Below are 13,360 nucleotides of genomic sequence, written 5' to 3'. Positions count from 1 at the left end.
AGAAGAAAAGAAGAGAAGACGGACCGACAACCAGCACGGAGACAGACGATCATGACCCTCGACCGCAGACACTTCCTCGCCGCCACCAGCGCCGGCCTGCTGTTGCCCTGGAGCGCGGCGAGCCACGCCCAGGCCTGGCCGGAACGGGCGATCCGCCTGGTCTCGCCCTATGGCGCCGGCGGCTCCAACGACATCCTGACGCGGGTGCTCGGCGACTTCCTCGGCCGCCGGCTCGGCCAGGCGGTGGTGGTGGAGAACCGGGCCGGCGCCGGCACGCGCATCGCCAACGACTACGTGGCCAAGGCGCCCCCGGATGGCTACACGCTGCTGCACGCGGCCGCGCCGATCGCCATCGGCGAGGCGCTCTACAAGGACCTGCCCTACGACGTGCACAAGAGCTTCGCGTCGATCGCCAGCACCGCCATCGCGCCGCTGTTCCTGATCGTCAATGCCGAGGCGCCCTACAGGACGCTCGCCGAGTTCATCCGCCACGTCAAGGCGCGACCCGAGGGCGCCACCTTCGGCTCGCCCGGCGCCGGCTCCGCGCCGCACCTGACGGCCGAGCTGCTGCTGCGCGCCGCCGGCGCGAAGGGCATCGTGGTGCAGTACCGGGGCGACGCGCCGGCCTATACCGAGCTCCTCGCCGGCCGCATCGACGCCACGCTGACCGCCATCTCGACCGCGATCCCGCACATCCAGGCCGGCAAGCTGCGGGTGCTGGGCGTGGCCACGGAGGAGCGCACGCCGCTCTACCCCGAGGCGCCGACCCTGCGCGAGCAGGGCATGGCCAACGTCGTGGGCTATGGCTGGTATGGCCTGCTCGCCCCGGCCGGAACGCCCCCCGCCGTGGTCGAGCGGCTCAACCGGGAGATCAACCTGGCCATCGCCGATGCCGACGTGCGCCGCAAGGCCGAGGCCGCCGGCCTGCAGTTGCGCGGCGGCGGTGCCGCCGAGTTCAGCGCCTTCATCGCCAGCGAATCGCGCAAGTGGGCGCAGATCGTCAAGGCGGCGAACATCACGTCCGAGTAACCGGCATCGCCCGCCCGGTCCCGGCGCGATGCCTCAGCCGAGCGGCGTCGCGGGGCGGCGCGCGGCGCCCTCGAACTCCGCGCCCCTCAGCGCCTGCGCCGGATAGCCCCGGTTCACATCGAGCCCGGCGATGCGCCAGTCGTGCGCCGGCAGCGCGATCGGATGCACCACGCGTTCGTGCGAGCGCATCGGCCAGGTGACGCCGAACAGGCGCTGGTGGTCGAAGGTGTCGGTCTCGGCCACCGCGCCCTGGGTGTTGCCAAAGCCCTCCAGCGTGAAACGCAGGCGCCGGGTCAGGCGGTCGGCGCGGTCGACGCAGAGCGCCACGCGGTCCGAGCGCACGCGGCCCAGGCCCGGCGTCATCCACACCTCCACCACGTCGCAGAGGCGGCCGTCGACGCGCTCGGTGCCGGCCAGCCGGGCGGGCGGGGCGCGATCGGCCAGCCACAGCGGGCCGAGCAGGAACAGGCCATAGGCCTCGGCCACCAGGGCCGCCGCCTGCTGCGCCGCCGGGTCGACGCTGCGCTCGCCGTTGAACCAGACCGCCACCTCGCCCTGGTCGTCGTCGGTGCCCTTGCCACGGCGCCAGACCACCTGCTTGCGGCCGCGCGGACCGGTGTAGGCCTGGGCGGAGAGGGCGAGCGCGGGCATCAGCCGCTCCTGCGAGCGGCCCCGGAAACCGGTGTCGGTGACCTCGGGCTGGATGCGGCCGATCAGCGGCCGCCACTCGCCCTCGTAGGCGACGTTGATGTCGGACAGGCCCCGATAGGCGGCCAGGCCGTGCGCCTGGGCGCTCTCGCCCAGGACGCGCGCCGCATCGGCCTGGCCCGGCGGCGCGCCGATCAGGGGCAGGGGCGAACTGCAGCCCACCAGCGCGGGCAGCGCGGGCAACGCCAGGGCGCCGAGCAGGGCGCGGCGGGTCAGGAGGAAGGGGGACACGGCGGCCTCTTTGGGGTGTGCGGGATCGGAAGCGGGCGTCACAGCAGCTGCTCGATGCGCACCGGCAGCTCGCGGATGCGCACGCCCGTGGCGTGGTGGATCGCATTGCAGATGGCGGCATTGGTGCCGACGCAGCCCAGCTCGCCGATGCCCTTGATGCCCAGCGGATTGACCTCGCGATCGGTCTCAGGCACCAGCAGCACCTGGACCTCCGGCACGTCGGCATTCACCGGGATCAGGTACTCGGCCAGGTTATCGTTGGTGTAGCGCGCATGGCGCCGGTCGATCTCGGTGGCTTCGTGCAGGGCCGAGCCGAGGCCCCAGATCATCCCGCCCATCAGCTGGCTGCGCGCGGTGACGGGATTGATGATGGTGCCCGCCGCGAACGCGCCGACCATGCGCGCGACCCGCACCTCGCGCGTCAGGCGATGCACGCGTACCTCGACGAACTCCGCGCCGAAGGCGTACTTGACCGAGTCCTTGTCGGCATGGCCGCCGCCGAAGGCGACCTTGCCCTGGCGCAGGCCGGCCAGGGCGCCGGGCGGCACGTTCTTCGGCGCGTTGCCGACCGCCGCCTCCGCCACGCCGCCCTGCACGCGGGCCAGCGCCCGGGCCAGCGTCTCGGCGGCGCCGTCGGCCGCGCGCAGGGCGCCGGCGTCGAGCACCAGCGCCGCCGGGTCGCGGCCGCGCAGCGGGCTGGCGTCGTCGGCCACGGCGGCGCTGGCGAGCTGCTGCCGCAGCTCGGCGCAGGCCAGCGCGATGGCATTGCAGATGCTGGCGGCGTTGTTGCTGCCTCCGGCCACCGGAGCGGGCGGCAGGCGGCTGTCGCCCAGCAGCACCGTCACGCGCTCGACCGGCAGGCCCAGCATCTGCGCCGCCGTCTGGGCGTAGATGGTGTAGGCGCCGGTGCAGATCTCGTGGCCCGCCACCTCCACCCGGGCGCCGGCCTCGGTCAGCGTGGCGCGCGCGAAGCACGGCGCGATGTTCGATGGATAGCAGGCCGTGGCGCAGCCCCAGCCGATCTGCCAGTCGCCCTCGCTCATGGACATCGGCCGCGGGTCGCGCCGGCTCCAGCCGAAGGCCGCGGCGGCGGCGTCGTAGCACTCGTTGAGCGAGCGGCTGCTGTAGGGCCGTCCCTTGACCGGCTCGACCTGGGCGTCGTTGAGGCGCCGCAGCCGCACCGGGTCGATGCCCAGCGCGATCGCCAGCTCGTCCATCGCGCTCTCCAGCGCGAACATGTAGGGCACCTCGGCCGGCGCCCGCATGAAGCCGGGCGTGTTGCGGTCGGCATGCTGCACCGTCACCTTGGAGGCGATGTTCGGGATGGCGTACATGCGCGCCGTGGTCTCGGTGCCGCCGACCTTGTAGGCATCGGGCCGGCTGCTGAGTTCCTCGCCCTCGTGGACCAGCGCGGTGATGCGGCCGTCGCGGGTCGCGGCCAGCCGCACGCGGTGCCGGGTCTCGGCCCGGTAGGTGGCGATGGTGAAGCTCTGGTCGCGCGTCGCCACCATCTTCACCGGCCGGCCCAGCCGCCTGGCGGCCAGCGCGACGAGGGCGGTGCGCTGGGTCAGCGCGCCCTTGGAGCCGAAGGCGCCACCGACGAAGCGGCTCAGGACGCGGACCTTCGATGGCTCGATGCGCAGGCTGGCCGCCAGCGCGTGCTGCAGGCCGACCATGAACTGGCTCGGCTCGTGGACCGTGAGCTCGTCGCCGTCCCACTGCGCGGTGGTGGTGAACAGTTCGAGCGCGTTGTGGTGCTGGGTCGGCGTCGCATAGCGCTGGTCGATGCGCACCGGCGCGGCGGCGAAGGCGGCGGCGGCGTCGCCGACCTCCGGATTCTCGAAGCGGGCATCGGAGCGCGCGACCTCCGGCGTCAGGCCCGGACTGCCGAAGGTGGCGGTGGGCTGGCGCCGGTCGTAGCGCACCCGCAGCCGGTGCGAGGCATCGCGCGCGGTCTCGTAGTCCTCGCCCAGGATCACCGCCACGATCTGGCCGTCGTGGCGGATCTCGGGCGACTCCAGCACCGTGATCGAGGTCGAGCCGCCCTTGGATGGCGGCATCGGCTGCAGCTGGCCGGCGGTGTTGCGCCACGTCAGGATCTCGACCACGCCGGGCAGGGCGCGGGCCTCGCCCTCGTCGATCTCCAGGATGCGGCCGAGCGCGATGGCGCTGGTGTGGAAGTAGGCATGCAGCGGCGCCTTGACGGTGACGTCGGAGCCGTACTCGACGGCGCCGGTGACCTTGCGCCGGCCATCGACGCGCGGCACGCCCGCGCCGATGCCGCCGGGGACCGCCGTGGCGGCAGTGGAAGCCATGGAGGCATTGGAAATGGCCATCGTCAGATCCTCATGCGCTGCGCCTGCAGCAGCGCCCGCACCAGCGTGCGGCGCGCCAGCTCGGGCTTGTAGTCGTTGTGGCCGTGGGTCACGGCGCCGGCCAGCGCGGCGGTGGCGGCGGCGCCGGCCGCGGCCTCGTCGAGCGGCCGGCCACGCAGCACGGCCTCGGCCGCCGTCGCCCGATAGGGCGCGTAGTGGATGCCGCCCAGGCCGATGCGGACGTCGCGCACCACGCCATCGGGGCCGAGGTCGAGCGCGACCGCCGCCGCCGCGAGGGCGAAGGCGTAGGACTCGCGATCGCGCACCTTGACGTAGGTCGAGCGCCGCGTGTGGGGCCCGGCCGGGATGAACAGCGCCGTGATCAGCTCGCCCGGCCGCAGCACGGTCTCGATCTCCGGCGTGTCGGCGCGCGGCAGGTGCAGGCGCGCGAACGGGATCGTACGCGCGCCGTCGGGGCCCAGCGTCTCGACCTCGCCATCGAGCGCGATCAGCGCCTGCGCGAAGTCGCCGGGATAGCTGGCGATGCACTTGTCGGTGGTGCCCAGCACGGCGTGGATCCGGTTGACGCCCTCCAGCGCGGCGCAGCCGCTGCCCGGGCGCCGCTTGTTGCAGGCATCGTAGCTGGTGTCGCGGAAGTACGAGCAGCGCGTGCGCTGCAGCAGGTTGCCGCCCAGGCTGGCCATGTTGCGCAGCTGGGCGCTGGCGGCGAGCGCCAGGCTCTCGGCGACGACCGGATAGTCGCGCCGCACGCCGGCATCGGCGGCGACATCGGCCATGCGCGCCAGCGCGCCCAGTCGCAGGCCGCGCGATGTCGGCTCGATGCCGCCATGGCGCTCCTGCAGCGGGTTGATGTCGACCAGCACGGCCGGGCGCATGACGTCGAGCTTCATCAGGTCGAGCAGCGTGGTGCCGCCGGCGAGGTAGGCGGTGGTGGCAGGAGCGGCGATGCCGATGCGCACGGCGCCGGGCGCGTCGGTGCCCTGCCGGTAGGTGAAGGGACGCATGACTAGGCTCCCTTCGCGGCCGGCGACGCGGCCATGCGGCCGCGCGCGTCCTGGATGGCGGCGACGATGTTCGGATAGGCGGCGCAGCGGCACAGGTTGCCGCTCATGGACTCGCGCACGGCATCGTCGCTGGTGGCCCGGCCCTCGGCGAGCAGCGCCACGGCGCTCATGATCTGGCCCGGCGTGCAGAAGCCGCACTGGTAGGCATCGTGATCGAGGAAGGCCTGCTGCACCGGATGCAGCGTCCCGCCGCTGGCGAGTCCCTCGATGGTGGTGATGGCCTTGCCCTGCACCGACACGGCCAGCGTCAGGCAGCCCAGCACGCGGCGGCCATCGACGTGGACCGTGCAGGCGCCGCACTGGCCGTGGTCGCAACCCTTCTTGCTGCCGGTCGCGCCCAGGTGCTCGCGCAGCGCGTCGAGCAGCGTGGTGCGCACGTCGGCCTCGAAGCGGCGGCGCTGGCCGTTGACCATCAGGGTCAGCGGCACGCCACCGTCGAGCGCGGCGGGCGGGGCCGCCGCCGTGCCCGCGTCGCCGGGTGCGGCCGATGGCGATGGCGTCGCCGCCTGCGCCTGCGCCGTGGCGACCTGGGCGGCGAGGGCGCTCACCCCCGATCCGAGCAGCGAGCGCCGGCTCAGCTGGAATTCCGATCCACTGTCTTTCATCGCAGTTTCCGTTTCTGGGGTGGGGCGCGGCGGCGAGGCCGCCGGGGGAAGACGCGCCGGCCAGCATAGCCGTCGGCGATAGGACCTGCATCGCGGTCGACAACCCCGGTCGCACCCCCAGGCCGCCGCTTTTCCTACAGGCGCGGCGCCGGTCCTGCCCGCTAATGCGACCCTCATCATCGAAGGAACGCACATGGACTCCATCAACCGCAACCAGCCGGAAGACACGCATGCCGATCTCTCGGGCGTCGAGGCCGCCCGGCGCATCCAGGACATGAGCGAGGACGCGCAATCGTGCTTCTTCTGCACCAGCGCCACGTCCGGCCAGACGCAGGGCATCCGCCCGATGAGCGTCGAGAAGGCCGACGACGCCGGCAACCTGTGGTTCCTGAGCGCCTCGGACAGCCACAAGAACAGCGAGATCGAGGCCGACCCCAAGGTGCGGATCTTCCTGCAGGGCGCCAAGCACTCGGGCTTCCTGACCCTGGAGGGCCATGCCACCATCAGCCGCGACCCGGCGCGCATCGAAGAGCTGTGGAGCCCGATCATGAAGACCTGGTTCACCGGGGGCAAGGACGACCCGCGCATCACCGTCATCAAGGTCGCGCCGGTCTCGGGCTACTACTGGGACAACAAGCACGGCGGCCTGGTCGCGGCCACCAAGATGGTCATCGGCGCGGCGATCGGCAAGACGCTGGACGATTCGATCGAAGGGCAGCTGCGGCCCTGAGCCCGCCGCGGCGCGCGACGTGCCGGGCCCGGGCCATGTCCGGGAAGCGCCGGCGCGGCAGGCACGCGTCGCGCATTCAGAAATCGTAGAGCGCCGCCGGGTTGTCGCGCAGCACGCGCGTTCGCGCCTCGGCCGTGGGCAGCCAGGTCCGCAGGTCGGCCGCGAGCGTGTCCGGGGGCACGTCGCGATAGGGACTGACCTCGTGCGCGCCGGCGCCGGGTCGGCGCGCCGTGTGGGGCCAGTCGCTGCCCCAGAGCACCGCTTCCGGCGCCGCGGCCAGGAAGGCCCGCGCCCACGCATCGGCCAGCGCGGGCGAGGGCAGGCGATAGGGCGCGGAGAGCTTCACCAGCACGCGGCCGCTGCGCAGCAGGTCCTCGACGGTGCCTGCGCCGGGCGTGCCGGGTGTGCCGGGAGCGCCGGCCACCAGCGCGAAATGATCGAGCACCACCTTCACCGGCAATGTCGCCAGCCGCCCGGCGATGCGGTCGACGACATCGGTGGCGGCGTAGAGCTGCAGATGCCAACCCAGGTCGGCGATGCGGCCGCTCCACTCGACCAGCAGGCGCTCCAGCGTCGCCACGTCCTGGTTGCCGGAACTCTCCAGGTTGAGGCGCACGCCCCGCACGCCGGCGGCATGCAGGCGGCGCAATTCGGCCGGCGCGGCATCGTCGGCCGGCACGGCGACGCCGCGACCCGCGCCGGCCAGCTGTTCGAGGCTCTCGAGCAGGCAGCGGTTGTCGCTGCCATAGACGCTCGGCTGCACGATCACCGCGCGCCGCAGGCCCAGGCCGTCGAGGTGATGGCGCAGCGCGGCGACCGATGCCGGCCCGGGCGTGTAGTGCCGCTGCGGCACCATGGGATGGCGCATCGGATCGCCGATCACATGCACGTGGCAGTCGCAGCCATCGGCCGGCCAGGCCCCGCCGGGGTGCTCCGGCTGCTCCGGCTGCTCAGGTGCCGTCATGCCGCGCCCCGCGCGCCAGCCGCTGCGCGAAGGCCCTGCCGGTCGCGGCGGTGCCCAGGCTGCCGCCGACGTCGCGCGTGGCGTCGCCGGCGCGGATCGCCTCGGCCGTCACGTCCTCGATCGCCTGCGCCGCGGCGACGAAGGCCGGCAGCGCGCGCCGCTGCCCGTGCCAGCCGAGCAGCTGGCCGGCCGAGAGGATCAGCGAGAACGGATTGGCGACATCCTGGCCGGCGATGTCGGGCGCCGAGCCATGCGCCGCCTGGCCCATGGCGTGGTCGCGTCCGGCGTTGAGCGAGCCGCCCAGGCCCAGGCTGCCGGAGAGCTCCGCCGTCAGGTCCGACAGGATGTCGCCGAACATGTTGGTCGTCACGATGACGTCGAACTTCTGCGGCGCGCGCACCACGTGGGCCATCATGGCGTCGACGATGAAGTCGTCGACCCGCACCTCCGGGAACTCCAGCGCGACGCGCCGGCACTCGTCGATGAACATGCCGTCGCCGATCTTCAGCACGTTGGCCTTGTGCACGATGCTGACGTGGCGCTGGCGCGTCATGGCCAGCTCGAAGGCCGAGCGGGCGATGCGCTCGCAGCAGTGGCGCGTGATGCGCCGCAGCGAGATCACCACGTCCGATGTGATGAGCATCTCGCTGGCGCCCGACTCGATGTTGCGGTCGGCATAGAAGCCCTCGGTGTTCTCCCGCACCACCACCAGATCGAAGGCGTCGACCTTGTGCGGGACGCCATTCCAGGTGCGCGCCGGACGGATGTTGGCGTAGAGGTCGAGCTCCTTGCGGAAGAACTTCGAGGGATTGATCTCCCCCTTGGCCTCGTCCTTGAAGTCGTAGGTGGCCATGGGGCCGAGCATCAGGCCGTCGGCGGCCTTGACCTTGGCCAGCAGGGCCGGCGTCACGGTGGCGCCGTGTCGCGTCAGGCTCTCGTGGCCGGCGACGTCGTGGTCGAACTGGAGGTCGAGGTCGAAGCGCGCCGATGCCGCCTGCAGCACCTCGAGCGTGGCGGCCATGGTTTCGGGGCCGATGCCGTCACCGGGAAGAACAACGATTTTCATGGGAGCGTGGGGGCGTGGGAGTGGAGGGAGGATGTCATTCGAGGGTCGCGCCGGTGGCCTTGATGAGGCGCGCGTACTTGGCGATCTCGTCGCGTACGAAGCGGTCGAAGCGCTCCGGCGTCAGGGGGGTCACGGCGCTGCCCTCGGACTCGAAGCGCTGCTTGAGCTCGGGCTCGGCGATGATCCGGTTGATCTCGTCCGAGAGCCTGCGCACGATGGCGTCGGGCGTGGCGCGCGGGGCGAAGTAGCCGCCCCACAGGCTGAAGTCGAAGCCCGGCAGCGTGTCGGCGACCGGTGGCACCTGCGGCAGCGCCGCCAGCCGCGTCGGCGTCGAGACCGCCAGCGCGCGCACGCGGCCGCCCTGCAGGTGCGGCATGATCGACGACGCGCTGGCGAAGAAGAACTGCACCTGGCCGCCGATCAGGTCGGTGATGGCCTGGCCGGCGCCCTTGTAGGGCACGTGGGTCATGTCGGTACGGGTGCCCGCGGCCAGGGCCGCCGCCGCCAGATGGCCGGGCGTGGCGGTGCCCGAAGAGGCATAGGCGACGCCCCCGGCCTTCTCGCGCGCCGTCCGCACCAGGTCCGCGACGCTGCGCCAGGGCGAGTCCGCCGGCACCGCGAGCACCAGCGGCGCGTTGCCCACCAGCGCCACGGCGCGGAATTCCTTCAGCGCGTCGTAGCCCGGCTTCCTCATGGCCGTGCCATTGATGGCGACCTCGCCGGTCTGGCCCAGCAGCAGGGTATAGCCATCGGCCGGCGCCTTGGCCACCAGCCGGGCGCCCAGCGCGCCGCTGGCGCCGGGCCGGTTGTCGACGATCACCGGCTGGCCCAGGGCGCGACCCAGCCGGTCGCCCACCAGGCGGGCGAAGACATCGCCCTGGCCACCGGGCGCGTAGGGGACGATCACCGTCACGGTGCGTTCGGGCCAGTCGGCGGCGAAGGCATTGCCGGCCAGGGCGAGCGCCGTCGTGGCGGCGCAGCCACCGAGGAAGCGGCGGCGGTGGAGCGCCGGCGTGGAAGCGAGAGCGAGAGCGAGATCGAGGGACATGAGGGGAAGGTTCCGGTTCGGGGGGATCAACGCAGCTGCATGCCGGGCTTCTGGGCGACGTCGCGCCAGAGCGCGAGCTCCTTGCGCAGCTCCTCGCCGAAGGCCACGGGCGTCAGGCGGACCGGGTCGGCGCCTTCGTGCAGCAGCCGGCTCTTCACCGGCTCGGCGGCCGCCGCGTCGTTGACGGCGCGGTTGAGCGCCTCGACGATGGCGCCCGGCGTGCGGGCCGGGGCGAGCACGCCCCACCAGGTCGTGACGTCGAAGCCCGGCACGCCGGCCTCCGCCAGGGTGGGCACGGCGGGGAAGAGCGGCGAGCGCCGGGCGCTGGTCACGGCCAGCACGCTCAGCTTGTCGTCCTTCAGGTGCGTCTGGATCGTCGGCACCGTGGCGAAGAACAGGTCGACCCGGCCGGCCAGCAGTTCCACCGTGGCCGGCGCGCTGCCCTTGAATGGCACGTGCGTCATCTCGAGCCCGGTGCGCTGGCGGAACATCTCGCCCGACAGGTGATTGATGCTGCCGTTGCCGGCCGAGCAGTAGTTCAGTCCCTCCGGCTTCGCCCTGGCGGCGGCGACCAGCTGGGCGATGGTCGAGACGCCGAGGCCCTTGTTGGCGACCACCAGCAGCGGCCCGCGTCCGATCATCGCGACCGGGCTGAAGTCCTTCGACGGATCGAAGGGCAGCCGGGGCTCGATGGCGGCGTTGGTCGCGAAGGTCGAGGTGGCGAACAGCAGGGTGTGGCCATCGGCCGGCGCCTTGGCCACCGCGTTGGCGCCGATCGAGCCGCCGGCGCCGCCCCGGTTGTCGATGATCACGGGCTGTCCGAGCCGGTCGGCCATGTTCTTGGCGATGTCGCGGGCGATGCTGTCGGTGCCGCCCCCGGGCGCGAAGGGGACGATCAGCGTGATCGGCCGCGTCGGCCACGGGGCCTGCGCGAGCGCGGCCATCGGCAGGATGGCGAGCGCGGCCAGCAGCAGTCGCCGGCTGCGGTGGGAAGGGGTCATGGTGTCTCCGTCGGGTTGCGTCGCGCGGGCCCTTCGCGGCGGGCCGGGGGCTGCCGCGGGGCCAGTCGTGCGGTGGATGATCCGATGGCGTTGCCTTGCTGTAAATTGCAAAGAAACTCTCGATTGATCCGATCCACGCATGAATTTCGACCTCTCCGACCTGCGCGCCTTCGTCGCCGTGGCCGACCTCGCCAGCTTCCGCGCGGCGGCCGAGGCCCTGCACCTGTCGCAGCCGGCGCTCTCGCGGCGGGTCGACAAGCTCGAACAGGCGCTCGGCTTCCGGCTGCTCGAGCGCACCACGCGCAAGGTCGAGCTCAACGCCATGGGGCGCGCCTTCCTGCCGCGCGCGCGCCATGTGCTGGGGGAACTGGATGTCGCGTTGCTGGGCATGGCCGACCTGTCCGAGCGCATCCACGGGCTGGTGACGGTGGCCTGCATCCCCTCGGCGGTCGACAACTTCGTCGCCGGCGTGGTGCGCGATTTCCATCGCCGCTTCCCGAGCATCCGGGTGCGCCTGCTGGACCAGCCGGCACCCGCCATCCTGCTGTCGGTGGCGCGCCTGGAGGCCGACTTCGGCATCACCTACCTGGGCGCCCAGGAGCCCGACCTGGAATTCGAGCCGCTGGTGGAGGAACCCTTCGTGCTGGCCTGCCGCGCCGACCACCCGCTGGCGCGCCAGCGCTCGGTGCGCTGGGCCGAGCTGGCCGATCACGACTGCGTGGTGCTGGCGCCGGGCAGCGGCAACCGGCTGCTGATGGACCAGGGCCTGGCCAGGGTGGCCGAGCGACCGCGCTGGACCTGCGAGGCGCAGCACGTGCCGGCGCAGTTGAGCCTGATCGAGGCCGGGGTCGGCGTGGGCGCTGTGCCCCGCCTGGCATTGACCGGCGGCGCCGGCTCGTCGCTGGTGGGCGTGCCGCTGGTCGAGCCCGAGCTGGCGCGCAGCGTGGGCATCGTGCGCCGGCGCGGTCGCCCGTCGGGGGCGGCGGCGCAGGCCTTCCACGATGCGCTGGTCGCGGCGCATCGCGAGGCCGGCCGACCGGGCGACCGGCCCGGTGGCCATCCGGGTGGCCGGACGACTACTGGATCGAGGCGTCGTGCGTCCGGTCGCGGATGAAGAAGGCCGCGATCAGGCCCACCGTCACGCCGAACATCACGTAGTAGGCCGGCGCCATCGGCGAGCCCGTGGCGCGGATCAGCCAGGTGACGATGAACTGGGCGAAACCGCCGAAGATCATGACCGCGATGTTGTAGGCCAGGGACATGCCCAGCGAGCGCACGTTGGCCGGGAACAGCTCGGCGATGACGGTGCTGAAGACGCCGAAGTAGACCGACACGAAGACGCAGATCGCCAGCTGCGCCACCAGCAGCCGCGTGATCGACGGCTCGGCCGTCAGCCAGGCATAGGCCGGATAGAGCACCAGCAGGTAGCCGATCAGCGAGCCGATCATCAGTGGCCGGCGGCCGATGCGGTCGGACCAGGCGCCCATCAGCGGCATCAGCACGATCATGAAGACGGCGCTGGCCATCTGCACCAGGAAGGTGTCGCGCAGCGGCAGCTTGAGCGTGACGGTGGAGAAGGTCGTGAGGTAGGTGAAGGTGATGTAGATCGAGACCGTGAGCGTGACCACCAGGCCCATGCCGACCAGCGTCTCGCGCCGGTGGTTGCGCAGCATCTCGCCCAGCGTCGCCTGGCGCACCTGGCCGGTGGCCTGCGCCGCCTTCATCTGCTTGAAGGCCTCGGGTTCCTCGACGTGGCGGCGGATGTAGATCGCCACCGGCACGATCAGCAGGCCGAAGGCGAACGGCAGGCGCCAGGCCCAGTCCATCAGCTGCTGCTGCGTGAAGATCTCCGTGATCAGCGTGCCGGCGGCCGCGCCCAGCAGCAGGGCGACCATCTGGCCGGTCATCTGCCAGGAGCCATAGAAGCCGCGCTTGCCGGGCGGCGCCATCTCGATGAGCAGCGCGGTCGAGGTGCCGAACTCGCCACCGGCGGCGAAGCCCTGCAGCAGTCGCGCCAGCACGATGAACAGCGGCGCCAGGATGCCCACGGCGGCGTAGGTCGGTGCCATGGTGATCAACGCGATCGCCACCGCCATCAGGCCGGTGACCATCACCATCGCCGCCTTGCGGCCCTTGCGGTCGCCATAGAGGCCCAGCACGATGCCGCCGACCGGGCGCATGAAGAAGCCGACGCCGAAGACGGCGGTGGTCAGCAGGATCTGGTTGATGTTGTTGTCGGGATCCGCCGGATTGTTGGGGAAGAAGAGCTTCGCGACGATGGGCGTCATGAAGGCGAAGGCCAGGAAGTCGTACCACTCCAGCGCATTGCCGATGACGGCCGCGAGGATGCTTTTCTTGGAGGATTGGGTGGTGGTTGTCTGCATCGGAACGGATCGGGATTGAGAATGATCGGACGCCCGCGGGCGCCGATGGCGCCCGCTGGGGAGGGCCGATCATGCGCGAGTCGCGGCCGGCGCGCACGGCGACCACGTCGCGGCGGAGTCGGCGGCGGCCGGCCCGATGGCGTCGCCGCGTCCCGTCGCTCCCCCGTCCCCGTTTCCTCACCCGCCCCAACATC

12 protein-coding genes are annotated in these 13,360 nt (G+C 72.3%); 3 read left to right on the top strand and 9 right to left on the bottom strand.

Annotation, left to right across the window (positions count from 1 at the left end):
* Nucleotides 1-51 precede the first annotated feature (51 nt).
* Nucleotides 52-1,029 carry a Bug family tripartite tricarboxylate transporter substrate binding protein gene (locus AC1MLT_RS20700; protein WP_481036151.1) on the top strand — a complete coding sequence of 326 codons (978 nt, stop codon included), beginning with the start codon at nt 52-54 and terminating at the stop codon, nt 1,027-1,029.
* 33 nt (nt 1,030-1,062) lie between these two features.
* Here AC1MLT_RS20700 and AC1MLT_RS20695 read toward each other — a convergent pair whose 3' ends face one another.
* Genes AC1MLT_RS20695 through AC1MLT_RS20680 form a run of 4 tightly spaced genes read right to left on the bottom strand, consistent with a single transcriptional unit; the run spans nt 1,063 to nt 5,973 of the window.
* On the bottom strand, nt 1,063-1,968 hold the full coding sequence (locus tag AC1MLT_RS20695) for a hypothetical protein (RefSeq protein ID WP_481036150.1): 906 nt from the start codon (nt 1,966-1,968) through the stop codon (nt 1,063-1,065).
* A 38-nt stretch (nt 1,969-2,006) separates the two neighbouring features.
* Complete coding sequence (locus AC1MLT_RS20690; protein ID WP_481036149.1) at nt 2,007-4,283, bottom strand: xanthine dehydrogenase family protein molybdopterin-binding subunit; 2,277 nt, start codon at nt 4,281-4,283, stop codon at nt 2,007-2,009.
* A gap of 23 nt (nt 4,284-4,306) precedes the next feature.
* A complete protein-coding gene (locus AC1MLT_RS20685; protein ID WP_481036148.1) occupies nt 4,307-5,308 on the bottom strand; it encodes an FAD binding domain-containing protein in 1,002 nt (333 codons plus the stop codon).
* 2 nt (nt 5,309-5,310) lie between these two features.
* The gene (locus AC1MLT_RS20680; RefSeq protein ID WP_481036147.1) at nt 5,311-5,973 is read right to left on the bottom strand and encodes a (2Fe-2S)-binding protein; all 663 of its coding nucleotides are present in this window, start codon (nt 5,971-5,973) and stop codon (nt 5,311-5,313) included.
* Between the two features lie 193 nt (nt 5,974-6,166).
* Between AC1MLT_RS20680 and AC1MLT_RS20675 the strand changes: the two genes are divergently transcribed.
* A complete protein-coding gene (locus AC1MLT_RS20675) occupies nt 6,167-6,703 on the top strand; it encodes a pyridoxamine 5'-phosphate oxidase family protein (protein ID WP_481036146.1) in 537 nt (178 codons plus the stop codon).
* Between the two features lie 76 nt (nt 6,704-6,779).
* Here AC1MLT_RS20675 and AC1MLT_RS20670 read toward each other — a convergent pair whose 3' ends face one another.
* From AC1MLT_RS20670 to AC1MLT_RS20655, 4 genes are read right to left on the bottom strand one after another with little or no spacing between them, the layout of a single operon-like run.
* Complete coding sequence (locus tag AC1MLT_RS20670; protein ID WP_481036145.1) at nt 6,780-7,667, bottom strand: amidohydrolase family protein; 888 nt, start codon at nt 7,665-7,667, stop codon at nt 6,780-6,782.
* On the bottom strand, nt 7,654-8,733 hold the full coding sequence (locus AC1MLT_RS20665; protein WP_481036144.1) for an isocitrate/isopropylmalate dehydrogenase family protein: 1,080 nt from the start codon (nt 8,731-8,733) through the stop codon (nt 7,654-7,656). The genes AC1MLT_RS20670 and AC1MLT_RS20665 overlap by 14 nt, the downstream gene beginning before the upstream one ends.
* A 34-nt stretch (nt 8,734-8,767) precedes the next feature.
* Nucleotides 8,768-9,781, bottom strand: a complete 1,014-nt coding sequence (locus AC1MLT_RS20660; protein ID WP_481036143.1) for a Bug family tripartite tricarboxylate transporter substrate binding protein — start codon at nt 9,779-9,781, stop codon at nt 8,768-8,770.
* Between the two features lie 26 nt (nt 9,782-9,807).
* Complete coding sequence (locus AC1MLT_RS20655; RefSeq protein ID WP_481036142.1) at nt 9,808-10,782, bottom strand: tripartite tricarboxylate transporter substrate binding protein; 975 nt, start codon at nt 10,780-10,782, stop codon at nt 9,808-9,810.
* A gap of 139 nt (nt 10,783-10,921) precedes the next feature.
* Between AC1MLT_RS20655 and AC1MLT_RS20650 the strand changes: the two genes are divergently transcribed.
* On the top strand, nt 10,922-11,896 hold the full coding sequence (locus AC1MLT_RS20650) for a LysR family transcriptional regulator (RefSeq protein WP_481036140.1): 975 nt from the start codon (nt 10,922-10,924) through the stop codon (nt 11,894-11,896).
* On the opposite strand, the gene AC1MLT_RS20645 is transcribed toward AC1MLT_RS20650, so the two are convergent.
* Nucleotides 11,859-13,166 (bottom strand): MFS transporter, encoded by a 1,308-nt coding sequence (locus AC1MLT_RS20645; RefSeq protein ID WP_481036139.1) that lies wholly within the window; start codon nt 13,164-13,166, stop codon nt 11,859-11,861. The genes AC1MLT_RS20650 and AC1MLT_RS20645 overlap by 38 nt on opposite strands.
* Nucleotides 13,167-13,360: the final 194 nt, after the last annotated feature.

Source organism: Variovorax sp. PEI5, from assembly GCF_056679935.1.
The sequence above is the reverse complement of the archived record's forward strand: the minus strand, read 5'-3'. Positions and strand labels throughout refer to the sequence as shown.